General features: G+C 66.8%; 30 protein-coding genes. 15 read left to right on the top strand and 15 right to left on the bottom strand.

The window, feature by feature from the left end:
- Positions 1-445: 445 nt before the first annotated feature.
- Positions 446-1,162, bottom strand: a complete 717-nt coding sequence (gene nth / locus PKE71_RS16065; RefSeq protein WP_271188019.1) for an endonuclease III — start codon at positions 1,160-1,162, stop codon at positions 446-448.
- Between the two features lie 93 nt (positions 1,163-1,255).
- Here nth and PKE71_RS16060 point away from each other — a divergent pair, with 93 nt between their 5' ends.
- Genes PKE71_RS16060 through PKE71_RS16045 form a run of 4 tightly spaced genes read left to right on the top strand, consistent with a single transcriptional unit; the run spans position 1,256 to position 3,807 of the window.
- Positions 1,256-1,855 (top strand): DUF2244 domain-containing protein, encoded by a 600-nt coding sequence (locus tag PKE71_RS16060; RefSeq protein ID WP_271188022.1) that lies wholly within the window; start codon positions 1,256-1,258, stop codon positions 1,853-1,855.
- 9 nt (positions 1,856-1,864) lie between these two features.
- Complete coding sequence (locus tag PKE71_RS16055; RefSeq protein ID WP_271188018.1) at positions 1,865-2,719, top strand: methylated-DNA--[protein]-cysteine S-methyltransferase; 855 nt, start codon at positions 1,865-1,867, stop codon at positions 2,717-2,719.
- Positions 2,720-2,728: 9 nt separating this feature from the next.
- Entirely contained in the window at positions 2,729-3,322 is a 594-nt protein-coding gene (locus tag PKE71_RS16050; protein WP_271188017.1) for a hypothetical protein, read from the top strand.
- An 11-nt stretch (positions 3,323-3,333) separates the two neighbouring features.
- The gene (locus PKE71_RS16045; protein ID WP_271188016.1) at positions 3,334-3,807 is read left to right on the top strand and encodes a VOC family protein; all 474 of its coding nucleotides are present in this window, start codon (positions 3,334-3,336) and stop codon (positions 3,805-3,807) included.
- A 454-nt stretch (positions 3,808-4,261) separates the two neighbouring features.
- Here PKE71_RS16045 and PKE71_RS16040 read toward each other — a convergent pair whose 3' ends face one another.
- The 6 genes from PKE71_RS16040 to dnaK all read right to left on the bottom strand — a co-directional run bounded on the left by PKE71_RS16040 (position 4,262) and on the right by dnaK (position 11,128).
- The gene (locus PKE71_RS16040) at positions 4,262-4,936 is read right to left on the bottom strand and encodes a helix-turn-helix transcriptional regulator (RefSeq protein ID WP_271188015.1); all 675 of its coding nucleotides are present in this window, start codon (positions 4,934-4,936) and stop codon (positions 4,262-4,264) included.
- 157 nt (positions 4,937-5,093) lie between these two features.
- A complete protein-coding gene (gene dapB / locus PKE71_RS16035; protein ID WP_271188014.1) occupies positions 5,094-5,924 on the bottom strand; it encodes a 4-hydroxy-tetrahydrodipicolinate reductase in 831 nt (276 codons plus the stop codon).
- Entirely contained in the window at positions 5,921-7,042 is a 1,122-nt protein-coding gene (locus PKE71_RS16030) for a hypothetical protein (protein WP_271188013.1), read from the bottom strand. The genes dapB and PKE71_RS16030 overlap by 4 nt, the downstream gene beginning before the upstream one ends.
- A 55-nt stretch (positions 7,043-7,097) precedes the next feature.
- Positions 7,098-8,282: a molecular chaperone DnaJ gene (dnaJ, locus tag PKE71_RS16025; RefSeq protein ID WP_271188012.1), complete on the bottom strand. Its 1,185-nt coding sequence runs from the start codon at positions 8,280-8,282 to the stop codon at positions 7,098-7,100.
- Positions 8,282-9,145: an FkbM family methyltransferase gene (locus PKE71_RS16020; RefSeq protein WP_271188011.1), complete on the bottom strand. Its 864-nt coding sequence runs from the start codon at positions 9,143-9,145 to the stop codon at positions 8,282-8,284. The genes dnaJ and PKE71_RS16020 overlap by 1 nt, the downstream gene beginning before the upstream one ends.
- A gap of 69 nt (positions 9,146-9,214) precedes the next feature.
- On the bottom strand, positions 9,215-11,128 hold the full coding sequence (dnaK, locus tag PKE71_RS16015) for a molecular chaperone DnaK (protein WP_271188010.1): 1,914 nt from the start codon (positions 11,126-11,128) through the stop codon (positions 9,215-9,217).
- A gap of 358 nt (positions 11,129-11,486) precedes the next feature.
- On the opposite strand from dnaK, the gene PKE71_RS16010 reads away from it, so the two are divergent.
- From PKE71_RS16010 to PKE71_RS15995, 4 genes are all read left to right on the top strand, one after another.
- Positions 11,487-11,915, top strand: a complete 429-nt coding sequence (locus PKE71_RS16010; protein ID WP_271188009.1) for a hypothetical protein — start codon at positions 11,487-11,489, stop codon at positions 11,913-11,915.
- A 121-nt stretch (positions 11,916-12,036) separates the two neighbouring features.
- Positions 12,037-12,675, top strand: coding sequence for an alpha-ketoglutarate-dependent dioxygenase AlkB (locus tag PKE71_RS16005; RefSeq protein WP_271188008.1), 639 nt, complete (start codon positions 12,037-12,039; stop codon positions 12,673-12,675).
- 96 nt (positions 12,676-12,771) lie between these two features.
- Positions 12,772-13,119 carry a YMGG-like glycine zipper-containing protein gene (locus tag PKE71_RS16000; RefSeq protein WP_271188007.1) on the top strand — a complete coding sequence of 116 codons (348 nt, stop codon included), beginning with the start codon at positions 12,772-12,774 and terminating at the stop codon, positions 13,117-13,119.
- 196 nt (positions 13,120-13,315) lie between these two features.
- A complete protein-coding gene (locus PKE71_RS15995; protein ID WP_271188006.1) occupies positions 13,316-13,663 on the top strand; it encodes a glycine zipper domain-containing protein in 348 nt (115 codons plus the stop codon).
- A gap of 32 nt (positions 13,664-13,695) precedes the next feature.
- Here the strand turns inward: PKE71_RS15995 and PKE71_RS15990 are convergent, their stop codons facing one another.
- From PKE71_RS15990 to hrcA, 5 genes are all read right to left on the bottom strand, one after another.
- A complete protein-coding gene (locus tag PKE71_RS15990) occupies positions 13,696-14,613 on the bottom strand; it encodes a hypothetical protein (RefSeq protein WP_271188005.1) in 918 nt (305 codons plus the stop codon).
- 78 nt (positions 14,614-14,691) lie between these two features.
- Entirely contained in the window at positions 14,692-15,027 is a 336-nt protein-coding gene (locus tag PKE71_RS15985; protein WP_271188004.1) for a hypothetical protein, read from the bottom strand.
- 13 nt (positions 15,028-15,040) lie between these two features.
- Complete coding sequence (locus PKE71_RS15980) at positions 15,041-16,567, bottom strand: FMN-binding glutamate synthase family protein (RefSeq protein WP_373878829.1); 1,527 nt, start codon at positions 16,565-16,567, stop codon at positions 15,041-15,043.
- Positions 16,568-16,672: 105 nt separating this feature from the next.
- Positions 16,673-17,320 carry a nucleotide exchange factor GrpE gene (gene grpE, locus PKE71_RS15975; RefSeq protein ID WP_271188002.1) on the bottom strand — a complete coding sequence of 216 codons (648 nt, stop codon included), beginning with the start codon at positions 17,318-17,320 and terminating at the stop codon, positions 16,673-16,675.
- Between the two features lie 12 nt (positions 17,321-17,332).
- The gene (gene hrcA, locus PKE71_RS15970) at positions 17,333-18,403 is read right to left on the bottom strand and encodes a heat-inducible transcriptional repressor HrcA (RefSeq protein ID WP_271188001.1); all 1,071 of its coding nucleotides are present in this window, start codon (positions 18,401-18,403) and stop codon (positions 17,333-17,335) included.
- 127 nt (positions 18,404-18,530) lie between these two features.
- Here hrcA and rph point away from each other — a divergent pair, with 127 nt between their 5' ends.
- On the top strand, positions 18,531-19,247 hold the full coding sequence (rph, locus tag PKE71_RS15965) for a ribonuclease PH (RefSeq protein ID WP_271188000.1): 717 nt from the start codon (positions 18,531-18,533) through the stop codon (positions 19,245-19,247).
- A gap of 365 nt (positions 19,248-19,612) precedes the next feature.
- Here the strand turns inward: rph and PKE71_RS15960 are convergent, their stop codons facing one another.
- Entirely contained in the window at positions 19,613-19,849 is a 237-nt protein-coding gene (locus PKE71_RS15960) for a helix-turn-helix domain-containing protein (protein WP_271187999.1), read from the bottom strand.
- A 13-nt stretch (positions 19,850-19,862) separates the two neighbouring features.
- Positions 19,863-20,411: a DUF2975 domain-containing protein gene (locus PKE71_RS15955; protein WP_271187998.1), complete on the bottom strand. Its 549-nt coding sequence runs from the start codon at positions 20,409-20,411 to the stop codon at positions 19,863-19,865.
- Positions 20,412-20,790: 379 nt separating this feature from the next.
- Between PKE71_RS15955 and rdgB the strand changes: the two genes are divergently transcribed.
- Positions 20,791-21,387 (top strand): RdgB/HAM1 family non-canonical purine NTP pyrophosphatase, encoded by a 597-nt coding sequence (rdgB, locus tag PKE71_RS15950; protein WP_271187997.1) that lies wholly within the window; start codon positions 20,791-20,793, stop codon positions 21,385-21,387.
- Positions 21,384-22,547, top strand: a complete 1,164-nt coding sequence (gene hemW, locus PKE71_RS15945; RefSeq protein ID WP_271187996.1) for a radical SAM family heme chaperone HemW — start codon at positions 21,384-21,386, stop codon at positions 22,545-22,547. Before rdgB ends, hemW begins: the two co-directional genes overlap by 4 nt.
- On the opposite strand, the gene PKE71_RS15940 is transcribed toward hemW, so the two are convergent.
- A complete protein-coding gene (locus PKE71_RS15940; protein ID WP_271187995.1) occupies positions 22,544-23,842 on the bottom strand; it encodes a penicillin-binding protein activator in 1,299 nt (432 codons plus the stop codon). The genes hemW and PKE71_RS15940 overlap by 4 nt on opposite strands.
- Positions 23,843-23,885: 43 nt before the next feature.
- On the opposite strand from PKE71_RS15940, the gene rsmI reads away from it, so the two are divergent.
- The 4 genes from rsmI (at position 23,886) to gshB (ending at position 26,874) form a co-directional block, all read left to right on the top strand.
- The gene (gene rsmI, locus PKE71_RS15935; protein ID WP_271187994.1) at positions 23,886-24,779 is read left to right on the top strand and encodes a 16S rRNA (cytidine(1402)-2'-O)-methyltransferase; all 894 of its coding nucleotides are present in this window, start codon (positions 23,886-23,888) and stop codon (positions 24,777-24,779) included.
- Positions 24,776-25,162, top strand: coding sequence for a YraN family protein (locus PKE71_RS15930; RefSeq protein ID WP_271187993.1), 387 nt, complete (start codon positions 24,776-24,778; stop codon positions 25,160-25,162). Before rsmI ends, PKE71_RS15930 begins: the two co-directional genes overlap by 4 nt.
- 105 nt (positions 25,163-25,267) lie before the next feature.
- Positions 25,268-25,927, top strand: coding sequence for a BON domain-containing protein (locus tag PKE71_RS15925; RefSeq protein WP_271187992.1), 660 nt, complete (start codon positions 25,268-25,270; stop codon positions 25,925-25,927).
- Positions 25,927-26,874 carry a glutathione synthase gene (gshB, locus tag PKE71_RS15920; protein WP_271187991.1) on the top strand — a complete coding sequence of 316 codons (948 nt, stop codon included), beginning with the start codon at positions 25,927-25,929 and terminating at the stop codon, positions 26,872-26,874. Before PKE71_RS15925 ends, gshB begins: the two co-directional genes overlap by 1 nt.
- The last annotated feature ends 114 nt before the right edge of the window (positions 26,875-26,988 follow it).

The raw sequence follows: 26,988 nt of genomic DNA, 5'->3' as shown, positions 1-26,988 counted from the left end.
CCAAGAGACGAAATCCAAGCCACAAGGTGTCAACCATGTCTCCGAACACCCGTTAATGATGTCCCCGGGCTGAACAACAAGTCCGGGGAAAGCGGTGAGGTTGGGGAAAGTGGGCCGTATCGGGAAAACGGAGTGGGTGTCAGGGAAGCAAGGGCTCGCCCCGCTTGCGGGGGAGCTGTCCGCGTCAGCGGACTGAGGGGGCGGTGCGCAGAACCGCAGAGCGCGTAGCGCGCATTCACTTACCCCCTTCGACCGCTCCCCGGTCCAGGGGCCAGACCCAGCCGGTTTCCCCGGACCCCGTTCCGGAGCCTGGCAAAGGTGAAGAGTGGATCACCGCCGCCCCTCGAACCGGGTGTGGCCGGCGTCAGCGCGAGCGCGTCGAGACCACCAGGCCCCGGAACAAGTCCGGGGAAGATAGAGAGGGTGTCAGGGCAAGCCCTTCGCCTCAAATCCCTTTCGGGGCGGGTGTCTTGTCCCTGAACTGGCACAGATCCTCGATCGGGCAGCGCCAGCATTCCGGCTTGCGGGCCTTGCAGACATAGCGGCCGTGCAGGATCAGCCAGTGGTGGGCGCCCTGGCGGAATTCGTCGGGCATGATCTTTTCCAGCCGCTTTTCGACGGCCAGCGGGTCCTTGCCCGGGGCGAGTCTGGTGCGGTTGGAGACGCGGAAGATATGTGTGTCGACGGCGATGGTGGGCACGCCGAAGGCCTCGTTGAGCACCACATTCGCCGTCTTGCGGCCGACGCCCGGCAGCGCTTCCAGCGCCTCGCGTTCGGCGGGCACGATACCGCCATGCTGCTCGATCAGGATTTTCGACAGGGCGATGACATTCTTGGCCTTGTTGCGGAACAGGCCGATCGTCTTGATGCGGTCGCGCACATGATCCTCGCCCAGCGCGACCATCTTCTCCGGCGTATCGGCCTCCTGGAACAAAAGCTTCGTCGCCTTGTTCACGCCGACATCGGTGGCCTGGGCCGACAGGGCGACCGCGACCAGCAGCGTATAGGGATTGGTATAGTCCAGCTCGGTGCGCGGCGCGGGCCGGTCCTGCGCCAGCCGCGCCATCAGGTCGTGGGCCTGCTCGCGCGAAAGGCCGCGCGGCTGCGGCTTGCGGCGGGATTTCGGTCTGGCGGCGGTCTTGCGGGGCGTCGATGTCGTCATGGCCGCAGGTATAGCCGCTTCGCGCGGCCTGTCATCCGGCGAGCGGACCCGGCGGCCATTGTCTCGGCCACAGGAGCGACTATCTTGCCCGTCATGCGCACGATCGTGGAAAGCTGGCCCGCCGAGGCGGAGGCCGTCGCGCCGCATGAGGGCCCGGCCTTCATGGAGGCCGAACTGGCGCCCAACCGGTCGCTGCCCAACCCCGCCTTCACGGCGCTGATGATCGCCATCGCCATTATCTCCTTCAGCGCCGGCATGCTGTTCATCACCATCGGGGCCTGGCCGGTGACGCCGTTTTTCGGGCTCGATGCCTTTCTGGTCTGGCTGGCTTTCCGGATTTCCTATCGCGATGGCCGCGCGCGCGAATGGGTGACGGTGAATGCGCGCGATATCGAGGTGGTGCGCCAGCACCCGACCGGGCATCGCCGCCGCTATCGCTTGCCCACGGCCTGGGTGCAGCTGCGGCTGATCGATCCGGGTGAACACCACGCCCAGCTGGCGTTGAGCGCCCATGGCCGCGCGCTGGTGCTGGGCAGTTTTCTCAGCCCGCCCGAGCGCGGCGAATTTGCCGAAGCGCTGGGGGCGGCGATCGATACGGCACGCCGCTCGCTCAATCCGGCCCGAGAGGCGTCGCAGGACACCCCGAAGGACCGGGCGCAAGAACCGGGTGGAGCGGTGCCGAGCGGTGGCTAGACTGGCCGCATGATGACCGCACAGAATCTCGATCTCGACACGGCCTGCCGTGATTATCGCCGCATCGCCTCGGCCCTCGCCTGGCTGGGCGAGAACTGGCGCGACCACCCCGATCTGGACGCCGCAGCCCGCTCGACCGGCCTGTCGCCGCACCATTTCCAGCGCCTCTTCACCCGCTGGGTGGGGCTGAGCCCGAAGAAATATGTCGGCGCGCTGGCCCATGGCGCCGCGCGCGAGGCGCTGGAGGACGGCGCCAGCATTCTCGATGCCGCCTTCGATGCGGGTCTGTCGGGCCCCGGCCGGCTGCACGATCTCTTCATCGCCCACGAAGCCGTCACGCCGGGCGATGCAAAACGGCGCGGCGCCGGGCTGAGCTTCGTCTGGGGCGCAACGCCCACGCCCTTCGGCGAAGCGGTGCTGCTGATCGCGCCGCGCGGCCTCTCCGCCCTCGCCTTTGCCGAACCGGATATCGACACGGCCTTCGACGATCTGCACGCTCGCTTTCCCGCCGCAGACTATGTCCGCGACGACGCGGAGGCGCGGGCCTGGGCCGGGCGGATCTTCCTGGGCGGCGGGCCCGGTGCGCCGGTGCCGCTGGCGCTCTATGGCACGCCCTGGCAGCGCCAGGTCTGGCGGGCCCTGCTGGAGATCCCGGCCGGCGAGACGACAAGCTACAAGTCGATTGCCGAGCAGGTCCGGACGCCCAAGGCGGCGCGCGCCGTGGGTGCGGCGGTCGGGGCCAACCCGGTCGCCTGGCTGATCCCCTGCCACCGCGTGATTGCGGCAGACGGGCAGCTGACCGGCTATCACTGGGGTGTCGAACGCAAGCGCGCCATGCTCGCCTACGAGGCGGCAGCACGCTAAACTGGGTCCATGGACCTTTCACACCCCTTTGCCATTGCCGGCATTACCGGCCTTGTCGCGGCCGCCGCCTTCCTGATCCGCTGGGTCGCGGCACGCCGGCGGCTGATGGAAGACGCGCGGATCGAATATGCCGAGCGCTGCGAGAGCAAGCCGGCGACCGTGAGGGGCGTCGACGCGGCCGCGTTCGAACGCCTCTATGTCGCCGCCTACGAGCCGCGCTGGGCGCTCTATGCCGCCGGTACACTGGTGCTGGCGATCGCGATCACGCCGCTGGCCGCGCTGGGCCTGGTGGCGCTGTGGCCGGTCATCGTCATGGGGCTGGATGGCGGGCCCTGGTATGACGAGGGCTATTATCCGTGGATGTTCTACATGTTCTTCGGATTCTGCCTGATCTGGGCGGCCTGCGGCGCGCTGATGGCGCGCATCCACCATGCCCGCTCGCCGGAAGGCTTCGTGCCGGCCCTGGCCCGCGCCCGCGGCGAACCCTTCGATGACATTGTCATTCCGCGCAAACGCCCCAAATGGGCGGTAAGAGCGGTGCCCGATCCGAAAAATCCCGGCCAGCGGGATACGGGGACCGAACCCGCCAACGAGACGAATTAGGACGGATTGCCATGCGCTACCTGCACACCATGGTCCGGGTTTCGGACCTGGACGCGAGCCTGCGTTTCTACTGCGAAGGCCTGGGTCTCAAGGAAATCAGCCGGATGGACAGCGAGAAGGGGCGTTTCACCCTGATCTTTCTCGCCACGCCGGAAGATGTGGAGGCCGCGGGCTATCCGGGCGGTGTCTATACCGGCAGCAAGATTCCCGAAGGCCTGCCCTGTGTGGAGCTGACCCATAACTGGGATCCGGAGGAATACACCGGCGGCCGCAATTTCGGGCATCTCGCCTACCGCATGGACAATGTCTACGACACCTGCGCCCGCCTGCAGGCGATGGGCTATACGATCAACCGTCCGCCGCGCGACGGCCATATGGCTTTCGTGCGTTCGCCGGACGGTATCTCCGTGGAACTCCTGCAGCGCGGCGACAATCTCCCGCCGCAGGAACCCTGGGCGAGCATGGAGAATACCGGGAGCTGGTAGGGCTTGCAGGGCCTGCGCGGCAGGGCCTGCCGTCTCCGCTCCACCGTCATTCCGGCGAAAGCCGGAACCCAGCTCGTAGAGCTGGTTGTGATGAGCGTGCCCTGTGGACCGGGCCCTGACGGACACTTGCGCCCGTTGAGGCGGGCGTCTGGGCTTTGATAGGCTCGCGCACGCGCAAACCAGCCCATTGATTTCATACCGGGATTTCGCCGCAGGGGAGGCAAGAGATCAATGGAGAGACGGGCCTTTTTCAGCCTTCCCCTGCCCTTCTTTGTCATCCCGGATGGATGCCCGGCGAAAGCCGGGCGCGAGTCCGGGACCCATAGCCCCGCTGCTCATCCAGTTCTCACAGATGTCGAGGCCGCCCCGGCCTGCACCGGGCGTATGGGTCCCGGCCCTTTGGCCCGCCTGCGCGGGCCATCCGACCGGGATGACAACGGGTGAGTGAGAGCGGTTACGCCGCGCGCCGCATGTCTTCGTAGCGCTTGCCGGGCTCGTCTTCATAGCTTTCGGCGAGGACGGTGAGGCGTTCGATGCGGTCGGTGCGGAAGTGGCGGAAATCATTGCGCAGTTCGCACCAGGCCGAGAGCAGCCAGACGCGGCCGAAACAGGTCAGCGCGAGCGGACGGATGACGCGCTTGGTTTTCTCGTCCTGCAGCGAGTTGTAGACCACGCGCAGCTTGCGCTTCGAAGCGATGGCGTTGCGTACGGGGCCGAAGGCTTCCGGCCGCACGGTCTCGTCGAGGAAGGCGGCAAACAGCGGCGTGGAGCGCAGGCGCTGGCGGTGCGTGTCGGGCAGGGCGTGCTCGATCTTGCCCAGCGCCTCGGCGGCGGCCATGGCCAGATCCTTGTCGCCGGTCGCCTTGACCAGGCGGGCGCCCAGGGCGAGCGCGTCGAGCTGTTCATAGGAGAAGGTGAGCGGCGGCAGGTCGAAACCGGGGCGCAGCACATAGCCGACACCCGCTTCGCCGTCGATGGGCGCGCCGGAGCCGATCAGATGGGCGATATCGCGATAGATGGTGCGTTCGGAAACCTCGAAGCGCTTGCCCATGTCATGGGCGGTCACGGCGCCGGGCGCGGCTTCCCGCAAGGCCTGGACGATGCGGATGAGACGTTCGGCCCTGCGCACTGACACCCCCTGAAACATGGCCTTGAGGCCGGCTGATCTGGCGGGATGATGTCAGGATTTCGGGCCCTGCGCAAGCTTGGCCCGGCCGGCGCCATATCCGGCATGTTTCACGTGCAACGCAGGTCGAGGCCTGTCACACAAGTCCTGACAAATCCTGTCATGCGACGGCGATGACGTCCTGCATGGAGTAGAGGCCGGCCGGCCGGCCCTCGCCCTTGTTCGACATCCAGCGCGCAGCCTCCAGTGCTCCGGCGGCGAAGATCGAGCGGTCGAAGGCGCGGTGGGAGATGGAGATCTCTTCCATATCGCCCAGGAAGCGCACGGCATGCTCGCCGATGATCGTGCCGCCGCGCGTGGCGGAAAAGCCGATCGTGCCGGGCTTGCGCGGACCGGTCGTACCATGGCGTCCCGGTGTCGCGACGGCATCGAGATCCTCGCCGCGGGCTTCGGCGGCGGCCCGGCCCAGCAGCAGGGCGGTGCCCGAGGGCGCGTCGGGCTTCATGCGGTGATGGGTCTCCTCGACCTCGATATCCCAGTCATGCGCGCGCAGCCGGCCGGCGGCCTGGCGCACCAGGGCTTCGGCCAGGGCAATACCGAGCGAGAAATTCCCCGTGGAGAGAATCGGCAGCCGGCGGGCCGCCGCGGTCAGACGGACCTGTTCGTCCGCGTCGAACCCGGTGACACCGCTGACCAGGGGCGGACCGTTCCAGCCAGCCAGGCGTTCTGCCGTTGCGGCCGTCATGCGCGGCAGGCTGGCATCGAGCACGATATCGGCGTCGCGCACCGCCTCCTCGAGGGCGACCGTCGCGATGCACTCGCAGGGCGTGCCGGTCAGCCATTCGCCGACATCCTCGCCTTCCGAGGACGAGCCGGCGCGCACAACGGCGCCTGTCAGGGCGAAATCGGGTGCCTGCAGGACGGCCCGGCCGATGGCCCGGCCCAGACGCCCGGTCACACCCAGAAGCGCTACACGGATGACCTGGCTCATACTCCTCCTCCGGAAACAAACTGATCGGCCAGCTTTTCAAACACATAGGACCCGATGATGGGAATGACCGGGATCAGTACATAAAGCGAGAAGCGCGTCGTCACGCCCGCCGAGACCGGCCATTCCGGCCGCGCATTCACCCAGATCTCGTAATCGGTCAGACCGGCCAGGGCCGATGCGGCCTCCGCATCGCCGGCCAGCGCCCGCTCGCGCACCCTGGCCATCTCGGCATGAATGCGGTCGAGCTCGGCCTGTTTGGCGGCGCGGATCTTGGTGTGCACCGGATGCAGCGCGCTGGTCAGCACGATGACGCCGCCGGCAATCGAGGCGGCAACAACGGGCACGGTGATCCACAACTGGGTGGCGTCGAACAATGCGTCGGGCCGGTTCGGATTGATCAGGAAAAGCAGCAGGATACCGGCCATGATCAGCCAGGACCGCGCGGCGCGCAGCCCGATCCGGCCGAACACGCCCAGCCGGTCGAGATGGAAGAGATCGATCGTCAGGTGGTCGCGGATCAGCTGTTTGATGGCTGCGCTCTCGCGCGCCAGATCGATCCCGGCCCGAAAGCCGATGCCGTAGAGCACGGGCGATACCAGGATAAACCACAGGCCGACCGACTGGAGATAGGTCACGAAGGTGAAATTGCTGGTGAGGATGATCATGCCGTTGAAGGCAAGACCCGCGGCGGCGCCGGCAAAGAACATCAGCGCATAGCGCCGGCTCCAGCTGCGCGGAATGCCCAGGGCGAAGGCGCGCGCATCGCCGGCCCCGGCCGGTACGAGGGCGGCAACCAGGGCGTCGGTCTCGGCCTCCCACATGCGGCGGCTGAATTCGGTGAAGGCGGTGCCGGCCGTGAAGATCAGCGACAGGACCAGCGCGATCCACGCGACCTGTACCAGCACGATCCCGCCAGTCGCGCTGACATGGAAGAGCGAAGGCTGGCGGGTGGTCTCGGCAATCAGCACGAAACTGCCATAGACCAGGACGAACAGCGCCAGCGTTGTCAGGAGCGGGCCCAGCGGCGACACGCGATAGAGCCGCATCTCGAAGGGTTCGAAATGCGTTGCGTCTGCGGGTGTGTCAGCAGGGGCAGTCGTGTCCGGCCTGGTATCCATGCGCGAATCCTACGCCGTTGCGGCGCAGGGTGTCACGCGGATTGCGTGCGGCGGATCAGTTGGCGTTGGGACGACCGTCATCGGTCGTCACATCGTCCCAGAACTGTTTGACCTTGTTGAAGAAACCCGCGCTGTCGGGATTGCAGCCCTCGCCGGAGAGGTCGCAGAACTCCTTCAGGAGCTCTTTCTGGCGGTCGCACAGATTGCGCGGGGTTTCCACGAACAGCTCGACGATCATGTCGCCGCGCGGGCCGCCGCGCAGGCGGGGCATGCCCTTGCCGCGCAGGCGCATGCGGCGTCCGGTCTGGGCGCCTTCGGGGATTTTCATCTCGGCCTTGCCGCCCTCGATCGTGGGCACTTCGATGGAACAGCCCAGCGCGGCCTGCACCATGGAGGCGGGGGTGCGGCAGTAGAGATTGGGTCCGTCGCGCTCGAAAATCTCGTGCGGCTTGACGGAAATGAAGATGTAGAGATCGCCGCGCGGACCACCACGGGCCCCGGCTTCGCCTTCACCGGCAAGACGGATGCGCGTGCCGTCCTCGACGCCGGCCGGAACGGTGACATTCAGCGTGCGCGTCTTGCGCACCCGGCCGACACCGTCGCAGTCCTGGCAGGGGGTTTTCACGTACTGGCCGCGCCCGCCGCAATGCGGACAGGTCTGTTCCATGGTGAAGAAGCCCTGGGAGCGGCGGATTCGTCCGGCCCCGCCACAGGTGCCGCAGGTTTCCAGCTCGGTACCCGGCTCATTGCCCTGCCCGTCACAGCGTTCGCAATGCATGGCCGTGGGGACCTTGATGGTCGCTTCCTTGCCGCTGAAGGCATCTTCCAGGGCAATCTCGAGGTCATAGCGCAGATCGGCACCGCGCGCCGGACCATGGCTGCGCCCGCCGCGACGGCCGCCGCCCATGCCGCCCATGCCGAAGGCTTCGCCGAAGACCTGTTCAAAAATGTCGGCAAACTCGGCCGCACCGGCGCCACCGCCGAACGGGCCCTGGCCGCCGCCCATGCCGCCCTGTTCGAAGGCGGCGTGGCCCATGCGGTCATAGGCTGCGCGCTTGTCCTTGTCGGACAGGATGGCATAGGCCTCGCCGACTTCCTTGAACCTGGCCTCGGCCTCCGCATCGCCCGGATTCCTGTCCGGGTGATATTGCATCGCCAGCTTGCGATAGGCGCTCTTCAGCGCCTTTTCGTCTGCCGAACGGTCGACACCGAGTGTCTCGTAATAGTCGCGTTTACTCATCAAGCTTCACCGTGGGACAGAACCAGTACCGCGTTCTGCCGCATCTGCCGCGCCAGCGAATAGCCCTGTGCAAGACACAGGCCCGCGGCGCCGTCATGGATCGCGGCCTCGTGCCGCGTTTCGATCAGGATCATGCCGGGCCACAGCGTGCGCGGCGCCCGGGCAAAGAAAGCCTCCAGAACGGGACCCTCATAACCCTCGATGTCGATCTTCATGACATCGACGCGCGCAATACCGGCCTCATCCAGCACGGCCTGCAGCGGACGCATGGCGACCGTATCGCCCTCGCCACCGGTTTCGACATGCACTTCGCCCCGGTTCCTGCCGGATTGCACCATGCGGACTTCCCCCGCTTCGGCGCCCAGCGCACAGGGCACGACCGTCACGCCTTCGGCGCCGGACGATCGCAGATTGAATTCCAGCCGCCGCCGGTTCTCCGTGTCCGGCTCGATCGCCACCACCGTCACCGGCCGCCCCAGCGTCTTTCCGTCTGCCAGCACGGACAGGGTGTAGAGGCCGGCATTGGCGCCGGCATCGACGAAATTGAAGGGGGTATCGGCGTCGTGGGCGGCAATGCGGGCGCGGATCTCGGCCCGTTCCGCATCGTCCCAGGTGCGGGCTCCGGCGAAGACGCGCTTCTCGCAGCGATTGTCGCGCAGGTGCAGGCGGGCGAACTGTCCGGGAAACACCTCGACATCGGCGATCTCGCGGCCGCCGGACATCAGGGTCCGCCGGACCACGGTCTCCGCGCCGCGGCGCAGGCCGTCGAGCGGCAGGGACATGGGGAGGCGCCGGAAGCGCTCCGCCAGCTCGGGAAGTGCGAAGGCACCGAAAGGTGCGGAAATCGGGTCGGGACGGGCCATGAGGCGCTCCTGGGCCGGCGGGCCCGGAGCGGCAGCGGTATCCCGCGTGCCGCTCCGGATCACCGGACCTTAGCCGTCCTTCTTGTTTTCGTCGTCGACTTCGGAGAACTCCGCGTCGACCACGTCATCGTCCGAGGAGTCCCCGGAGGCGGTTTCACCGCCTTCGGCGCCTTCGGACTGCTGGGCGGCATACATCGCCTCACCCAGCTTCATTGCGGCCTGGACGAGGGCCTGGGTCTTCTGCTGGATGGCTTCGACATCCTCGCCATCCTTGACCGCTTTCAGCTCGGACAGGGCCGCCTCGATGGCTTCCTTGTCGGCGGACGGCACCTTGTCGCCGAACTCCTCGAGCTGCTTTTCGGTCTGGTGGATCATGGCTTCGGCGCCGTTATGGGCCTCGGCCAGTTCCTTCTTCTTCTTGTCGGCCTCGGCATTCGCCTCGGCGTCCTTGACCATCTGTTCGATATCGTCGTCGGACAGACCGCCGGACGCCTGGATCCGGATCGCCTGTTCCTTGCCGGTCGCCTTGTCCTTGGCCGACACGTTGACGATGCCGTTGGCGTCGATGTCGAAGGTGACCTCGATCTGCGGCAGGCCGCGCGGCGCCGGCGGGATGCCGACCAGGTCGAACTGGCCCAGCAGCTTGTTGTCGGCGGCCATCTCGCGCTCACCCTGGGAGACGCGGATGGTGACGGCGGTCTGATTGTCGTCGGCGGTCGAGAAGACCTGCGACTTCTTGGTCGGGATCGTGGTGTTGCGCTCGATCAGGCGGGTGAAGACACCGCCCAGCGTCTCGATACCCAGCGACAGCGGGGTCACGTCGAGCAGCAGCACGTCCTTCACATCGCCCTGCAGGACGCCGGCCTGGATGGCGGCACCCATGGCGACCACCTCGTCCGGGTTCACACCCTTGTGCGGATCCTTGCCGAAGAAGCCCTTCACGGCTTCCTGCACCTTGGGCATGCGGGTCATGCCGCCGACCAGAACGATATCGTCAATGTCGGAAGCCGACAGGCCGGCATCCTTGAGCGCCTTCTTGCAGGGCTCCAGGGTGCGCTTGACCAGATCGTCGACCAGCGCTTCCAGCTTGGCGCGGGACAGCTTGATATTCAGGTGTTTGGGGCCCGAGGCATCGGCCGTGATGAAGGGCAGGTTCACTTCATAGGAGGTGGCCGAGGACAGTTCCTTCTTGGCCTTCTCGGCTTCTTCCTTCAGGCGCTGGAGGGCCAGCTTGTCCTGCTTCAGGTCGATGCCGTTTTCCTTTTTGAACTCGTCCGCGAGGTATTCGACGATCCGCAGGTCGAAGTCCTCACCGCCCAGGAAGGTATCGCCATTGGTCGCCTTCACTTCGAAGACGCCGTCGCCGATTTCCAGGACGGAGACGTCGAACGTGCCGCCGCCGAGGTCGAACACGGCGATCGTCTTGTTCTCGCCCTTGTCGAGACCATAGGCCAGGGCGGCCGCGGTCGGCTCGTTGATGATGCGCAGGACTTCAAGACCGGCAATCTTGCCGGCGTCCTTGGTGGCCTGGCGCTGGGCGTCGTCGAAATAGGCCGGGACGGTGATGACCGCCTTCTCGACCTTCTCGCCGAGATAGCTTTCCGCGGTTTCCTTCATCTTCTGCAGCGTGAAGGCGGAAATCTCGGACGGGGAATACTTCTTGTCGCGGCCCTGCACCCAGGCGTCGTTATTGTCCGACGGCACGATCTTGTAGGGCACCATGTCGATGTCCTTCTTGACCGTCGGGTCGTCCATCATGCGGCCGATCAGGCGCTTGATGGCGAAGAAGGTGTAGTCCGGGTTGGTGACGGCCTGGCGCTTTGCCGGCTGGCCGATCAGGCGCTCGCCGTCCTGGGTGAACGCGACCACGGACGGGGTCGTCCGCGCGCCTTCGGAATTCTCGATGACCTTGGCCTGTCCGTTTTCCATAACGGCCACACAGGAGTTGGTGGTACCCAGGTCGATGCCGATGACCTTGCTCATTGATCGTCTCTCCGTTTTTTCCAAGCGGGACCGGTTCGGCGCATCAGGACCTTGTCGCAAGCGTACCGGATGCCGTTCACCGTCCCCTTCGGGATCGTCATTGAATATCCGGTGATGCCGACACCGGAGTGGTTCACGCATGTTCGGGGAATAACCCCGCGCTTGGTGGGCGATTTAGGGAGGGATGACTGCAAGCGCAAGGCCGCAGACGCGTCCGTTGCAGGGACGGGGTGTCGCGGCGGCGCGGACCGCAGAAAATCCCGCGCGCCTTCGTCGATCGCCGAATGGCCTGCCCTGCAAGCCCCCGGTAAACCGTACGGGTTTTCAAGGACAGGGCCCGGCGGCCCGAGGGGGGACAATGATCGCCAGACGCCTGATGCTGCCCGTTGTCGCAGCGGTCTCATTAATTATGTCCGCCTGCTCGGTGATTCTGCCGCAGCAGACCTTCATCGTCACCACGCCGGAACCGGGGGCCGAGGTCTACATGTCGCTGACCGGCCACCGCTCGGTCGGCGTCAATTCGACCGATGTAATGGGATCGATCCCGGCCGGACGGGACACGACCTCGATGAATTTCATCGGCACGACACCGCTGACCCACACCTTCCACGTCACCCGTCATCGCCCGGGCGTCGCTTCGCCCGGCGAATTCTCGACCAGCATGAACACGGTCTACACCGAGGCCTTTGTCGAGGTGATCTATCCCGATGGCCGCCGGGAATCCCGCAATGTCCGGCTGAACAATGGCGAGATGCGGCTCGACTTTACCGGTTCCGGCGCGCGTTAGGCGTTTGGGACGGCCGCTGGCGGGCGCTGCAGCAACGCGTCCGCCGGCGGTCGACAGGGGATGACTGCCGGGGGATGAATTCCGGGTGGAAGCGCGGCCTGCGGCGCGCCATGCTGGAGGCATGGACGAGCCCGCCCCGCCTCTGCCCGGTTTCCGCTTTCTGCCCGGTCATTTCGACCGGACGGTCCAGTCGGATCTGGTGGCGGCCGTGATCGAGGCGGCCGCGACGGCGCCCTTCTGGCGGCCCTCCATGCCGCGTACGGGACAGCCCCTCTCGGTGAAGATGACGAATTTCGGCCCGCTGGGATGGGTCACCGACCAGGCGCGCGGCTACCGCTACGAGCCCGCGCACCCGGAAACCGGCGCACCCTGGCCGCCCCTGCCCACTGCATTGCTGGATCTGTGGACGGCCGTGTCCGGCTATCCCGCGCCGCCGGAAGCCTGCCTGGTGAACTGGTATGCGCCGGGCAGCCGCATGGGCCTGCATGTCGACAGCGACGAGGCGGCGACCGATGCGGCCGTCGTCTCGGTCTCGCTGGGGGACAAGGCCCGTTTCCGGATCGGCGGCACCACGCGGCGCGGCAAGACGGCCTCCATGGTGCTGTCCTCGGGCGATGTCGTGGTGCTCGGCGGGGCCTCGCGGCGCAGCTATCACGGCGTCGACCGGATCTATCCGGGCACCTCGACCCTGCTGCCGGAAACGGTTTTCCCCGGCGGCGGACGCATCAATCTGACCATGCGGCGCGTCACGCCGGCCTGATCGCCCGCGGCGCCGGCGAAATCGCCGGTCCATGGAACGGCTCCTGCGTCCGGGCGTTGCATCCTGTGTCGAACAACACACGGGAGACTGGACGCCATGATGAAGACACTTCTGATCGTCAGTGCTGCCGCCCTGACCGTTACGGCCTGCGGTGCCACCACGCGAAATGCGGCTGCCGGCGGCGCAATGGGCGCGGCTGCAGGTGCGATCATCGGCAACAATACCGGCTCGGGCGATGCCCAGACCGGTGCCCTGATCGGCGGTGCCGTCGGTGCCGCGGCCGGTGCCTATTCCGGGTGCCGCGAGGAAGGCGGCTGCCGCTGGAACGAGAGCAATTCCAACCACTCGCAGCTCTATCTCGATCGCCGGGCCAACCGGTACTACTACGTCAACGACCGGGATGGCTGCACCTATTGGCGCAACGGCGAATACCGCGCCTGCTGAACCCGAACGCCACAGACATCGCCGGTACCCCTTGCCGGTCGAACGCCGGGAGTTGCCGCTCCCGGCGTTTTTTGTGCGCCCTGCGACCTGCTGGTTCATGGCGCAGTCATGCAATTGCGGGCAGAATGGCCTTTCCACCCGTTCGCGATGCCCCGGCACATGGCCGGACCGCGCCGGGTGCGACAGGGAGACGAGCATGATCTCGAAAGCGTTTGCAGTGAGTGTTCTCGCACTGGGCCTGACGGCCTGCGGGGCCACCACCCAGGGGGCGATCACCGGCGGCGCGCTGGGCGCGGCGGCGGGCGCCATCATCGGCAATAATACCGGGTCCGGCGATGCCGAGACCGGCGCCATCATCGGTGGCGTGATCGGTGCGGCGGGCGGTGCCTATGCCGGATGCCGGTCCCAGGGCGGCTGCGCCTGGAACCAGAACAATCCCAGCCATTCCCGCCTCTATTATGACGAGCGTGCACGCCGCGAATACTATGTCGACGAGCGCGACGGCTGCACCTACTGGCGCAATGGCGAGTACCGCGCCTGCTAGTCTGGTCGATACAGGTCTCTGCCGGCGCCGGCTCAGCGGGCGCCGGCAGAGACAAAATGGGTGCCGAGCCGGAAGGGGTGGTCGAAATAGGCTTCCCGCCAGGCAGCACCCCGGCGTTCGAGCAGCTCGGCATCGGCCGAGCCCAGCGCGTAAAAGGCGACGCGCTGCCAGTCCGGCAGTGACAGTTCGCGCAATTCCTGGCGCAGCCGGGCTTCCTGGCGTGCGGTCTCTTCGGCGTCGCCCTCGAGCCGGGCCAGTGCCAGCTCGGTCCAGCGCGCAACCCCCTCTTTCCAGACCTGGAATTCATAATAGCGCCCATCGGCGTCCGACAGGCCGGCGGTGAAAGCTGCGCGGGCGGCGGCATAGGTATCGAAGGCCGCGTCGAACCCGTCCGGCTCTGCATCGAGCGCTGCCAGGGCCGCGTCGGCCAGGGCGCGCCCGGCTTCCGCGGTCGCCGGGTCGGCGTAGGGGAAGGGATAGTTCAGCATCCACATGCCGGTCTCGTCCCCGCCATGCAGGTCAAGCGCCTGAACGGCGGCATAGCTGGCAGCGGGATGTGTGTCCTGGAACTGGTGCATGTGCTCGTGCAGCACGACCTGCTGCCAGGCGCGCGGGGTCTGTCCGGTCTCTTCCGGCGTGCCGGTCACGATCGTGCTGACCCCGAACAGCGGGAAGGTGGCCAGCAGGTTCGGCCCGAACTGCGCATCGCGCCAAGAGAGGGAACAGCCGGTCGCGGGATCCGTCCCGGCCGGTTCGAACCCGTCCGGTGTGCCGCCGCAGACCAGAAACTCCCGTTCGCCATCATTCAGCAGCATCCGGAAGGGCGCGTCGGCGAGGCCCGGCCAGAGTGCGTCGCCATGGGTTTCGACGGTTTCGCGCGCCCGGGCGTAGAGCGCCAGCGGTTCCGCCGGCGGTGCCTCGAGCGCGAGAAGTACGATCAGTCCCAGCATGCCATTCCCCCTGATTTTGCCGGAGCATCCTGACGGCAGGCGGCCTGTCGGGCCCGTGTCACACCCGTTACGCTTTGGTCATCCCGCGAGATAGCGGGCCGGCATGGCCGCGATCAGCACCAGCGACAGCGGCAGCATGACCGGCACCGTCCGCAGCGCCCAGCTTTCCGGCAGGAAGAAAACGTCGCGCGCCCAGGCCTCGCCGCTGCCGGTGAGCTGCCTGGCCCAGCTCTGCAGGATGCATTCGCCGCGATTGAGCAGAAGTCCCAGACCCACCAGTGCCGGCGGCAGCAGAGCCCACAGAGCCGGCACCAGACCCCGTCCTGTCAGATCATAATGCGCGATCAGGCCCAGACAGGTGAGGCAGAGTGCGAACACGGCCGTATGCATCAGGCGCAGCGCAAGGAGGGTCACCGCCAGGGTCCTGCTAGGGCTGGGAAGGCATGTCGCCGGGCCGGTTGCGGCCATCGGGCGGCGGCATGAAGTCGATCACACTCATCGGCAGCGAACGGCCGTTTTCCTGGACGATGCGCACATGCTTGCGGCGCAATTGCCGCGGCTCGGCGACACCGCAGGAATGCGCGATCATCTCGACATGGCTCCGGATCGTGTCGGCATAGCGGGCGACGCGTTCGGCCTTGTCGGTGACGACGAGGCCGCGCTGCAGGCGTTTGTCGTGCGTGGTGACACCGGTCGGGCAGGTATTGCGGTGGCACTTCATCGCCTGGATGCAGCCCAGCGAAAACATGAAGCCGCGGCCGCACTGGACGAAATCGGCACCGGCTGCCAGCGCCCAGGCCACGGCACCCGGCAGCAGCAGCTTGCCCGTCGCGATCACCCGCACCCGGCCGCGCAGGCCGTAGCGCTCGAGAATATCGACCACCATGGGCAGGCTTTCGCGGATCGTCAGGCCGACATTGTCCATCAGCGCCATCGGCGCCGCGCCGGTGCCGCCATCGCCGCTGTCGATGGTGAAGAAATCCGGCGCGCTCTCCGTGCCGCGGCGTGTGACCGCCTCGCACATGTCCTCGATCCAGCCATGGGCGCCGATCACCGCCTTCAGCCCCACCGGCTTGCCGGTGACCTCGCGGATATGCCCGATCATGTCGAGCAGGCCGTCGACATCGTCGAATTCGGGATGCCGGTTCGGCGAGATCGAGGCCTCGCCGACCGGAATGCCCCGGATCTCCGCGACTTCCGCCGACACCTTCTCGGCCGGCAGGATGCCGCCCTTGCCCGGCTTGGCGCCCTGGGAAAGCTTCAGCTCGAACATCTTCACCGCATCGATATCGGCCATGTCGCGCAGGCGCTGATCATCCAGCCCGCCGGCCGCATTGCGCACGCCATACTTGGCGGTACCGATCTGGAAGACGATGTCGCAGCCGCCCTCCAGATGCCAGGGCGAGAGCCCGCCCTCGCCGGTGTTCAGCCAGATCCCGGCCTTCGCCGCGCCGCGCGACAGGGCCTGCACCGCGGGTTTCGACAGTGCCCCATAGCTCATGCCGGAAATATTGAAGAAGGAGGGCGCATCATAGGGGTGGCGGGCGTGCGGTCCGATGCGCAGGGGTTCGGTGGCGGCGGCATGATCGTCGAGCAGCGGAAAGGCGCAATTGACGAAGAGCGCCGTGCCGGCCTTGTCCATCGGCTTGGTGGAGCCGAAGGGCACGGTGCCGCCCTCGCCCTGGGCCGACCGGTAGACCCAGTCGCGCTCCGCCCGGTTGAAGGGCAGTTCCTCGCGGTCCATGGCGAAGAAATACTGGCGGAAGAACTCGCCCAGCGTCGTGAACAGGTTCCGGAAGCGGCCGACCAGCGGGTAGTTGCGGCGCACCGCATCGGCGGTCTGGGCGCGATCAATGATGTACATGACGATCATCGCCAGCGCCGCGGCGCCCAGCGCCAGCACAAGGAGCTGGGTCAGGATGTTCAGCGCGTCCATTGCCCATTGCGGCAGCATCGACATGATTTTCAACCCCGTTTCATGACGGGCTCATCATGGACTTTCGCCGCGCCCCTTGCGAGGGGGCGCGGCGAAAACGGGTGTTGTTGATGCGATGTCCCGTCAGGCGGTGACGTCGACGCCGTTACCGCCTGACGTATTGCCGTCGCCGGACGGATTGCCCGCCGAGACGGCAACCATGGCGGCGCGCAGGGTGCGTTCGCCGATCACGAAACCGGTCTGCATCACCGAGGCGATGCGGCCATTGGGCTGGTCGGACGGGATCTGGGCGACGGCCTGGTGGCGGTGCGGGTCGAAGGCGTCACCCGGCTGGGGATCGACCTTCTTCACGCCATGCCGCTCCATCTTGGAGAGCAGGGCCTTCTCGGTCATCGCCACCCCTTCGACGAGGTTCTTCACCGCGTCCGGTGCGCCGTCCAGCGTCGCGGGATCGACGGCGCCGACCGCCCGCGACAGATTGTCGGACACGTCCAGCATGTCCTTGGCGAAGCTGGATACCGCATAGCTGCGGGCATCGGCGACATCGCGCTCGGCCCGGCGGCGGGTATTCTCGGCCTCGGCCAGGGCGCGCAACAGCTTGTCGCGCATGGAATCCAGCTCGGCCGTCAGCTTCACGATCGCATCGTCCGGCGACGCATCGGCACCGGTCTCGCCGGCCGTGTCCTCCGCGCCCGCTTGCGGGGTCGCGGCGGCGTCTTCCGTCTCGGGCTGGCCGTTGTCTTCAGGCTTGCTGTTTTCGGTCTCGCTCATTCGCTTTCACTCTCAAGATCGCGTGCCGTCGAGGATCTGTCCGACGACACGGGCGGTGTAGTCGACAAGGGGGATAACACGCGCATAGTTCAAACGGGTGGGGCCAATTACACCCAGCGCCCCGATGATTTCCTGGTCGGAATTCATATAGGGAGCCACGATCACGCTTGAACCCGACAGACTGAAAAGCGGGTTCTCGGCGCCGATGAACAGGCGCACGCCATCGCCGTCGCGGGCCTTGTCCAGCAGGGTGATCAGCTCTTCCTTGCGTTCGATGTCCTCGAACAGCAGCCGGATCCGCTCGAGATCGCCTGCCGCATCGACGCTTTCCAGCAGCCGGGCCTGGCCGCGCACGATCAGGGCGCGCTCGGCCGAGCCGCCGGACCAGTCGGCCAGGCCCTGCTTGACCAGGTCTTCTGCGGCACTGTCCAGCTGGGAGCGGCGCTGGGCGATCTCGGCCTCGATCGCCTTGCGCGCCTCGGCGAGGGAGCGCCCCTTCAGCCGGGCCGAAAGATAATTGCCGGCCTCGATCAGCGTCACCGGCGGCATGCCGTCCGGTGCGCGCATCAGCCGGTTCTCCACCGTGCCGTCCTCGAAAACGAGCACGGCGAGCACTTCCTGCGGCGAGAGCGGCACGAATTCGACATGCCGCAGCGGTGCCTCGCGCTTGGGCGTGACAACCAGGCCGGCCCCGCCTGCCAGGCCCGACAGCAGGGATGAGGCTTCCGACAGAAGGTCCTGCTGGGTGCGGCCCGAGCGGGTCACCTTGCCCTCGATCGCCTTGCGCTCGTCCTCGGTCAGCTGGCCGACCTGCAACAGTCCGTCGACGAACAGGCGCAGACCGGCATGGGTGGGCATGCGGCCGGCGCTGGAATGGGGTGCGGTCAGAAGGCCCATCTGGGCCAGGTCGGACATGGTGTTGCGGATCGAGGCCGGCGACAGCGACAGATTGCCGGTCTGCGACAGCGTGCGCGAACCGACCGGCTCGCCGGAGCGCAGATAGGCTTCCACGATCTCGCGGAAGATCGTGCGCATCCGTCCGTCCAGGGCGGCCAGGGTCGATTCGGGTCGCGTATCAGCCATGCCATTCAATTAATCTCCGCTTTGCGCCGGTTCAATTCTCTATTCCTGTCTGCGATCCCTGCCGCGGCGCTTGAAGCGATGCGCACATGCCGCTAGGAGCGGCCGGTATCAAGACGTGGAGAAATGCATGAGACCCTTCGGACGCGCCCGCGACGCACTGCGCGAGATCAGCCTGGAAGCCGGTGTTTCCGTCTATGCCGAAGGCTCCTGCATGGCCCGCTTCGGCGGCACGCACGTGCTGTGCACGGCGAGCATCGAAGACAGCGTCCCGCCCTGGCTGCGCGGTGGCGGCAAGGGCTGGGTGACGGCGGAATACGGCATGCTGCCACGTGCCACGCACACCCGGGGACGCCGCGAGGCGGCGGCGGGCAAACAGTCCGGCCGCACGCAGGAAATCCAGCGCCTGATCGGCCGCTCCCTGCGGGCCGTGGTCGACCTCAAGGCGCTGGGCGAACGCCAGATCACCGTCGACTGCGATGTCATCCAGGCCGATGGCGGCACCCGCACAGCGGCCATCACCGGCGCCTGGGTGGCCCTGAAACAGGCCACCGGCTATCTGATCGAGGAAGGCCTGCTGAAAGCCGATCCGGTGCATGGCCAGCTCGCCGCGATTTCCTGCGGTGTGATCGACGGGGAAACCCGCCTCGACCTGGAATACGAGGAAGACCGCCGCGCCGCAGCCGACGCCAATTTCGTCCTCACCAATACCGGCGGTATTGTCGAGATCCAGGCGACCGCCGAGGACAAGCCGATCCCGGAAAGCGATTTCCACGAACTCTTCGCCCTCGCCAAGGCCGGCGTGACCGATCTGTGCGCCGCTCAGCTGGCGGCGTTGAAGGGGTAGCGCCCGCGACCCATCCTTGGACCGGTTTCCCCGGAGGCGCACAGCGCATTCCGGCCCTGTGACTGCTGACAAACTGAGCACAAATGCCTTCGTATGCCGGGCCCCGGAACGGGGTCCGGGGAAAGCGGTGTGGGGTCAACGCGCTTGCCAGCGCGGCCGGTGGCGTTATCCTTCGGAAATTGCGGCAAATTGCTAGCAAGAGACAGACGGCGGGAGTGCGCTGGGGGGCTGGAAATGGCCCGCACGGGCTCTTTGGGAAGGGCCCCTTCCGTGAGGGAGGGTCTTCCGTGCAGGCCCACCCCCGCCGTCTGCTTCGCCGGTATGAGGGACGGCGAAGTTTCGTGTTCTGCCGAGGCCTTCCGCGCCTATTCGGCGGCGTCGCGGCCGTCTTCATCCTCGTCATCATCGAAGCTCAGCAGGTCGCCCGGCTGGCAGTCGAGTTCGCGGCACAGCGCCTCCAGCGTGGAGAAGCGCACGGCCTTGGCCTTGCCCGTCTTGAGGATGGACAGGTTGGCCATGGTGATGCCGACACGGTCGCACAATTCGGTCAGCGACATGCGGCGCTCAAGGAGCATACGGTCCAGGGTGACGCGAATGGGCATGAATGGCGCCTCCCTAAATCGTGAGTTTCTGTTCTTGGCGCATTTTCGCACCTTCGCGGAAGATCTCCGCGAGTACCAGCAGCGCGACCACCGCGAACCAGGCGCCCAGGTCGATATTCGCCGTCGCCGTGAGTTCCAGACCGCCCAGAACGGGCTGGTCCATCATGGTCAGCAGCATCGCAACGGCCCCCTGCGTGACGTGACGCAGAACCTGGTAGCCGGCGATGGCGATCGCAATGACCCGCAGATGCCCGGCATTTTCCGGCACAAAGGGGTCGCCCGCGATCAGGGTCGAGGAAATGCGGCGCAGCCGGTCGATCACGATCATGAACGCGATGATCTCGGTGACCAGCAGCGGGAAAAGCCAGCCGTGTTCGCGGATCGACTGGAAAAGCTCTGTGACAACACCCGGCGAATAGCCGAGGAAATCCATGACGAGCGTGGCAGCGGCAGCCAGCAGGACCAGCGCGGCGAAACTCAAAAGGACCCAGCCCAGATACCAGACGACATCCAGGATGATCTTCACAATGGATGCGAGCGATCCTTGGCCCAGTGTTTTCATGCCCGCCCCTTCCCATAGGCAATGCGGCTTGCGAATGAGGCCTGTGAGCGGCGCGTCCGCCCGTCAGGCCTCACCCGTCAGTAGCAATCATGCAGCAACCGGTGCAATCGCGTAGAACGCGCCGGCCGCAACCGAGATCAGCAGCATGGCATTGACCGCGATGGACGCGACGACCTGCATGCTCGAATTTCCGGACCTGACCATTTGACTGTTTCCTTTCTGCTTTAATCTGACCAATTACCGTTGTCATTCGTGGTACGCGGGACGGTGTCTCCCGTCCTTGTTGTTTATCGATAAACGAGAGGCGGCGGGTGCGCAAGCGAAAAATATCGTTTTTCGATATGAATTTTTCGAAAGGCGATAAAAGAGGACCGGAATAATGGCGATTTCAGACGGTGAAACCTGGGTTCTCGCAAGCCATAATGCGGGCAAGATCAAGGAGTTGCGGGACATTCTCGCACCCCGCGGGATCGCCCTGAAAAGCGCTGTTGAACTTGACCTTCCTGAACCCGAAGAAACCGAGCCGACATTCGAGGGTAATGCTGCGCTCAAGGCGCGGGCCGCCTGCGAGGCGACGGGCCTCACCTGCCTGGCGGATGATTCCGGACTGTCCGTCGATGCGCTGGACGGGGCGCCCGGCATCTATTCCGCCCGCTGGGCCGGCGAGCCGCGCGATTTCGGCCGGGCCATGCAGCGGGTGCATGACGAACTGGGCGAGGCGGCCGACCGTACGGCGCGCTTTGTCAGCGTGATTGCCCTCGCCCGGCCTGACGGATCGATCAGCCGTTATCGCGGCGAAGTGGCGGGCACGATCATCTGGCCGCCGCGCGGTAAGGGCGGGTTCGGCTATGACCCGGTCTTCTGCCCGGCGGGCGAGCGCCGCACCTTCGGCGAGATGGCGCCCGAGGAAAAACGCCAACTCAGCCATCGCGCCCGGGCCCTGGCTGCGATGATCGCGGCGGAATTCGGATCGTGAGCGACGGGCCGGCCTCCGGCCCCGGCAATGCGCTGGGGCTGTATGTGCACTGGCCCTATTGTGCCCGTATCTGTCCCTATTGCGACTTCAACGTCTACCGGCCGAAGGGCGATGACGAGGCGCTTCTGGCCGCCATGCTGGCCGATATGGCGCACTGGCGCGCCCGCACCGGTGCCCGGCCGCTCGCCAGCCTGCACTTCGGCGGCGGCACGCCATCCCTGATGACCCCGCAGCAGCTCGCCGCCGTGATCGGTGAGGCCGGGCGTCTGTGGGGCTTCGCCGGCGGCGCGGAAATCGGGCTGGAAGCCAATCCCAAGGATATCGACGGATTTGCCGGCATGGCCGCGGCGGGTATCAACCGGCTGTCGCTGGGCGTGCAGAGCTTTGACGACCAGGCACTGGTCTCGCTCGGCCGCGATCATGACGCTTCACTGGCGCGCCGGGCGATCGACGCGGCCCAGCGTGATTTCGCCCGCGTCTCGCTCGACATGATCTATGCCCGCGCCGGTCAGACGGCGGATGACTGGGCAGCCGAGCTCGGCGAGGCGCTGGCCAGCGGTGTCGGGCATATCTCGCCCTACCAGCTGACCATCGAGCCGGGTACGGCCTTCGGAAAGCGCGCCGGCCGCGGCGAACAGCTGGACGCGCCGCCGGATTTTGCCGCCGACCTTTACGAGCTGACCGAAAGCCTGTGCGCGGCGGCCGGGTTCGAGGGCTATGAAATCTCCAACCACGCCCGCGGCCGCGCCGACGAGTCGGTCCACAACCGGCTCTACTGGGAGGGCGGCGACTGGATCGGTATCGGCCCGGGGGCCCATGGCCGCATCGGGCGCGCGAGCGCTGGCGGACGTGCGGCGACAGAGGCCGCCCGGCGGCCGGCCGACTACATCCGCCGCGTCACAGAGACCGGTACCGGCATTGCGAGCGAGGAGGCGCTTGGCGTCGCGGACGAGATCGCCGAACGCATCCTGATGGGGATGCGCCTGGCGGACGGGCTGGACATCGATCATCTGCACGCCACTACCGGCAGCGGGATCGACCCTGACGGTCTGGCGCGCATGATGCGCCAGGGCATGGTGGATCAGGCCGGCTCGCGGATACGCCTGACCGCCGCCGGCCGTCTTCTGGCCGACGGGGTTTCCGGCGAACTCGTACCCTAGAAGGCCGGCGGTTCGAAGCTCAGCGGGGCGGGTTCGATCTCGCGCAGGCCGCGCGGGCGGATCTCGAAGATCGCCAGACCGCGCTCGATCATCCCGTCAGAGCGGAAGCGGAACAGGCCGTCCGCCCCCATGAAGCCCTGCTCTTCCTCGATCGCCGCACGCGAGAAGCCGCGCTCGCCGCCATCGAGGTGTGCGGCAAGGGCCATCGCATCATAGGCCAGGCTGGCGATGCGCGAGGGCGGACTGTCATAGGCTTCGCGATAGGCCGTTTCGAAGCGTTCGCGGGCAGCCTGGTCGGGGCCGGCAAACCAGCCGCCATGCAGCGCCGGTTCGCGCAGCAATTCCGGATCGTTCCACAGGCCGGTGCCCAGGAAGCGAACGACCAGCGGATCGACATTCTGCGAGACCAGCAGCGGGCCCAGAGCGCGCAAGCGGGTGCTGCCCTCGGGCAGGATCACGGCCTGGAAAGCGGCATCGGGATCCGGCACCCATTCCTGGCGCTGCAGCTCGAGCGCGTCTTCCGGGGTGAGCGGTTCGAAGACACCGCTGGCCAGGCGCGCCGACGCGCGCGCCATGGCTTCGACATCGCCGGTATAGAAGGAATCTGCGGCGACATAGCCGCCATTCAGCCCGGCACTGTTCTGCAGGGCATCATAGACCGCCATGCCATAACGGTCCTGCGGGCCCAGATAGGCAAAGCGCTCGACACCCTGGCGGGCGGCGTATTCCACAATCCGTTCGACCTCGATCTCCGGCGGGAAGCTCATCAGATAGACGCCGTCGCCTGCCACCGTCGTGTCCGTAGTGAAGGCGATCACCGGAATATCGGCCTGGCGCGCAATCGAGGCGGCACCGGACACCGCGGGGCCGAACAGCGGACCGATAATCATGTCGGCACCGTCGCCGGCGGCCGCCATGGCAGCGGCGCGTGCGCCCTCGGGCGTGCCCTGTGTGTCCTTGGGGATCATCAGGAGATTGCCGCTGCCGCGCTCGAACAGGGCCAGTTCGGCGGCGCGCAGCAGGCGCAGGGCTTCCGCGCGGGCGCCGGCATTCTCGGCCGAGAAGGGCAGCAGGACAGCGACGCGGACGAGGTCGCGATCGGCCATGTGCGGCGGAATGAGCCCGGTGCGCACTTCCGGCTCGGGTTCAGGCTCCGGCGTGGGCTCCGGTTCCGGCCGGGTAACGGGTGGCTGCTGCACCGGCGGCGGGGGCGGCGGCGTGGTGCTGCAGGCTGCTACGGCGATGCCGACAAGACCGATGACAGCGAAGGCGCGCAAGCCCGCGCTTTGTGTCATGCTGGCAAGACAGGAATGAAAACGCGAAAGAATGACGGACGGCATGAGCGGACTACCCGGTGAAATTTCTCGCGAAGCTATCTGGCCGGGTGGAAAGGGGCAAGCACTGGAGCCGGGTCTCTACCTGGTTTCCACCCCGATCGGGAATCTGCGTGACATCACCCTGCGTGCGCTCGACGTGCTTGCCGCCGCCGATACGGTTCTGGCCGAGGATACCCGTGTCTCCCGCCGCCTGCTCGATGCCTACGGGATCCGGGCCGAACTGCAGCCCTATCACGACCACAATGGCGAGAAGGTCCGGCCGCACATCCTGGCGGCGCTGGAAGCGGGCAAGCGGATCGCGCTGGTCTCCGATGCGGGCACGCCCCTCGTTTCCGATCCGGGTTTCAAGCTGGCGCGCGAGGTCATTGCGGCCGGCCACAAAGTGATCGCGATCCCCGGCGCGTCCGCGGTTCTGGCGGCGCTGGCGATTGCCGGCCTGCCGACCGACTGTTTCACCTTTGCCGGTTTTCCGCCGCCCAAGACCGGAGCCCGCGAGACCTGGCTGGCGGAAATGGGCCGGTCGCCGGGCAGTCTGGTTGTCTATGAAGGCGCATCGCGTCTGCCGGCCTCTCTCGCGAGCATGGCGAAGGTGCTGGGTGACCGGCCTGCCGCCGTCTGCCGCGAGCTGACCAAACTGCACGAGGAGGCGCGTCGCGGCACGCTTGCCGGACTGGCCGAACACTATGCCGAGGCCGGGCCGCCGCGCGGCGAGGTGGTGATCGTGATCGGCCCGCCCAGCGAGACCGGCTGGGACGAGGCGCGCATCGATGCGGCGCTGAAACGCGTGCTCGCGGAGATGCGGGTCAAGGATGCCGCGGCCGAGATCGCCGCCCAATCCGGCTGGGCCAGGCGCGACGTCTATGCCCGCGCCCTGGCGCTGCGGGACAAGGGGTGAGCCGGGCCCGGCAGGCAGCGGAAGCGCGCGGCCGCTGGGCCGAATGGCTGGCCATGGCCTGGCTGGCGGCCAAGGGCTATCGCCTGCTCGACCGCCGCGCCCGTACGCCGGCCGGCGAGATCGATCTCGTTGCCTGTCGCGGCGAATACATCGCCTTCATCGAGGTCAAGCTGCGTCCGTCTGTCGCCGAGGCGCGCGACTCCGTCGGTCCGCGCCAGCGCCAGCGCATCGAACGGGCAGCCAGCCTCTGGCTTGCCCGGCACGATGCCCGCTTCCGGCGGCTGTTTGTGCGCTATGATCTGTTTCTGGTCGCGCCGGGCCGGCTTCCGGTGCATCATCGCGCCGCCTGGGTCCCCGGCGATGGCGCGGTCAGCCTGATCTGAATCCGATCGGCGGCAACGGCGTGCAGCCGGGCCGGGAACCGGGACGTGGTCTTGCGCGTCCCATCGCGTAGAGTGAACCGCACGATTCGACTGGAGAGCGTCCCCATGTTCCGCATTCTGGCCCTGCCTGCCCTCGCCCTGTTGACCGCCTGTTCAACGGTGCAGGAGGAGCGCTCGATCGGCCGCCAGCTGGACGACACGAACGCGTCCGTCTCGATCAAGGCCGCGATGCTGCGCACCGAGGGCTATGCGCTCGACGGGGTCGATGTGGAAGTCACAGAGGGGATTGCCCTTCTGACCGGCGCCGTGCCGCGCGAGGCCGACCGCCGCATGGCGGAATGCCTGGCCTGGTCGTCGGTGGCCGTGCGCAATGTCGCCAACGAGCTGGAGATCGGTCCGGGAGACGGTTTCCGCAACCGGGTCCGCGACGGCCAGATCACGGCGCGGGTCAATGCGCGTCTCGCGGCCGACCGGAACGTCCGCTCGATCAATTTCAATGTCGAGACCCGCGACGGCCATGTCTACCTGCTCGGCGTTGCCCGCAACCGGGCCGAGCTCGAGCGCGCCTCCGGCCATGCCTCGCTGGTCGAGGGTGTGGAAGAAGTGATCACCTATGTGCGCATCGATGGTGTGCCCACCGATCTGCCCGCCCGCGGTGAGCGCCGCGCGGAAGTGTGTGAGGGGGAAGCCCGCCCGGCCCTTGATCCGGCGGCGCAAACCCCTAACTCCGGTCCGCAATTGCTGGGCGCCCCGGAGACACGTTGATGACCATGCGCGTTGCGGTCCAGATGGACCCGATCGAGACGGTGAATGTGGATGCAGACACCACTTTCGCCCTGATGGAAGAGGCCCAGGCCCGCGGCGCCGAGCTCTTCGTCTATCATCCCGACCAGCTGGTCTGGCTGCAGGGCCGTGTGCTGGCGCGGGCGCGTCCCGTGACCGTGCGGCACCAGCAGGGCAATCATGCCGATCTCGGCGAACCGGTCATGCTGGACCTGGCCGAGGATGTCGATGTCGTCCTGATGCGCCAGGACCCGCCCTTTGACATGGCCTACCAGACCGCCGCGCACATCCTGGAATTCCTCAAGGGCCGGACCCTCGTGCTGAACGACCCGGCCTGGGTGCGTTCGAGCCCGGAAAAGATCCTGCCGCTGATGTTCCCGGATCTGATCCCGCCGACGCTGATCTCGCGCGATACCGGTGCGTTGCGGGCTTTCCGCGACACCCATTCCGACATCATCATCAAGCCGCTCTACGGCAATGGCGGCGCCGGCGTGTTCCGGCTGCGCCCCGGCGACGGCAATTTCTCCTCGCTGCTGGAAATGTTCTTTGCCCAGTCGCGTGAACCGGTCGTCGCCCAGGCCTTCCTGCCGGCGGTCGAGAAGGGCGACAAGCGCGTTCTCCTTGTCGATGGCGAGCCTGTGGGCGCGATCAATCGCGTACCGCAGAAGGGCGAGACCCGCTCGAACATGCATGTCGGCGGTGTGGCCGAGGCTTCCGAGCTCGATGATGCCGATCGCGCCATCTGCGACGTGATCGGCCCGGTCCTGCGCGAGCGGGACCTGGTGCTGGTCGGGATCGATGTGATCGGCGGCCGGATGACGGAAATAAACGTCACCTCGCCGACCGGCGTGCAGGAGCTCAAGCGCTTCTCCGGCATCGATACCTGCGCCATTTTCTGGGATTGCGTCGAGAACCGGCTGGCCGCCTAGAATACACGCTTGACGTGTTCTGATTCTTCGTTCACTCTGTGTTCCTGTTTTGATCCGGGTGTGGACAGGGTCTGTGGAAAACCTTGTCATGATGGGCCTTTAGGGCGGTCGCTG

The organism is Maricaulis virginensis (assembly GCF_027922185.1).
Taxonomy (GTDB): domain Bacteria; phylum Pseudomonadota; class Alphaproteobacteria; order Caulobacterales; family Maricaulaceae; genus Maricaulis; species Maricaulis virginensis.
Note: the sequence above shows the minus strand (reverse complement) of the source record. Positions and strands in the feature narration are given on the sequence as shown.

Bases quoted from the DNA above. Each gene is read 5' to 3' on its own strand.
- nth (WP_271188019.1), bottom strand. From the start codon at position 1,162: ATGACGACATCGACGCCCCGCAAGACCGCCGCCAGACCGAAATCCCGC.
- PKE71_RS16060 (WP_271188022.1), top strand. From the start codon at position 1,256: ATGCGCACGATCGTGGAAAGCTGGCCCGCCGAGGCGGAGGCCGTCGCG.
- PKE71_RS16055 (WP_271188018.1), top strand. From the start codon at position 1,865: ATGATGACCGCACAGAATCTCGATCTCGACACGGCCTGCCGTGATTAT.
- PKE71_RS16050 (WP_271188017.1), top strand. From the start codon at position 2,729: ATGGACCTTTCACACCCCTTTGCCATTGCCGGCATTACCGGCCTTGTC.
- PKE71_RS16045 (WP_271188016.1), top strand. From the start codon at position 3,334: ATGCGCTACCTGCACACCATGGTCCGGGTTTCGGACCTGGACGCGAGC.
- dapB (WP_271188014.1), bottom strand. From the start codon at position 5,924: ATGAGCCAGGTCATCCGTGTAGCGCTTCTGGGTGTGACCGGGCGTCTG.
- PKE71_RS16030 (WP_271188013.1), bottom strand. From the start codon at position 7,042: ATGGATACCAGGCCGGACACGACTGCCCCTGCTGACACACCCGCAGAC.
- dnaJ (WP_271188012.1), bottom strand. From the start codon at position 8,282: ATGAGTAAACGCGACTATTACGAGACACTCGGTGTCGACCGTTCGGCA.
- PKE71_RS16020 (WP_271188011.1), bottom strand. From the start codon at position 9,145: ATGGCCCGTCCCGACCCGATTTCCGCACCTTTCGGTGCCTTCGCACTT.
- dnaK (WP_271188010.1), bottom strand. From the start codon at position 11,128: ATGAGCAAGGTCATCGGCATCGACCTGGGTACCACCAACTCCTGTGTG.
- PKE71_RS16010 (WP_271188009.1), top strand. From the start codon at position 11,487: ATGATCGCCAGACGCCTGATGCTGCCCGTTGTCGCAGCGGTCTCATTA.
- PKE71_RS16005 (WP_271188008.1), top strand. From the start codon at position 12,037: ATGGACGAGCCCGCCCCGCCTCTGCCCGGTTTCCGCTTTCTGCCCGGT.
- PKE71_RS16000 (WP_271188007.1), top strand. From the start codon at position 12,772: ATGATGAAGACACTTCTGATCGTCAGTGCTGCCGCCCTGACCGTTACG.
- PKE71_RS15995 (WP_271188006.1), top strand. From the start codon at position 13,316: ATGATCTCGAAAGCGTTTGCAGTGAGTGTTCTCGCACTGGGCCTGACG.
- PKE71_RS15990 (WP_271188005.1), bottom strand. From the start codon at position 14,613: ATGCTGGGACTGATCGTACTTCTCGCGCTCGAGGCACCGCCGGCGGAA.
- PKE71_RS15980 (WP_373878829.1), bottom strand. From the start codon at position 16,567: ATGCTGCCGCAATGGGCAATGGACGCGCTGAACATCCTGACCCAGCTC.
- grpE (WP_271188002.1), bottom strand. From the start codon at position 17,320: ATGAGCGAGACCGAAAACAGCAAGCCTGAAGACAACGGCCAGCCCGAG.
- hrcA (WP_271188001.1), bottom strand. From the start codon at position 18,403: ATGGCTGATACGCGACCCGAATCGACCCTGGCCGCCCTGGACGGACGG.
- rph (WP_271188000.1), top strand. From the start codon at position 18,531: ATGAGACCCTTCGGACGCGCCCGCGACGCACTGCGCGAGATCAGCCTG.
- PKE71_RS15960 (WP_271187999.1), bottom strand. From the start codon at position 19,849: ATGCCCATTCGCGTCACCCTGGACCGTATGCTCCTTGAGCGCCGCATG.
- PKE71_RS15955 (WP_271187998.1), bottom strand. From the start codon at position 20,411: ATGAAAACACTGGGCCAAGGATCGCTCGCATCCATTGTGAAGATCATC.
- rdgB (WP_271187997.1), top strand. From the start codon at position 20,791: ATGGCGATTTCAGACGGTGAAACCTGGGTTCTCGCAAGCCATAATGCG.
- PKE71_RS15940 (WP_271187995.1), bottom strand. From the start codon at position 23,842: ATGACACAAAGCGCGGGCTTGCGCGCCTTCGCTGTCATCGGTCTTGTC.
- rsmI (WP_271187994.1), top strand. From the start codon at position 23,886: ATGAGCGGACTACCCGGTGAAATTTCTCGCGAAGCTATCTGGCCGGGT.
- PKE71_RS15925 (WP_271187992.1), top strand. From the start codon at position 25,268: ATGTTCCGCATTCTGGCCCTGCCTGCCCTCGCCCTGTTGACCGCCTGT.
- gshB (WP_271187991.1), top strand. From the start codon at position 25,927: ATGACCATGCGCGTTGCGGTCCAGATGGACCCGATCGAGACGGTGAAT.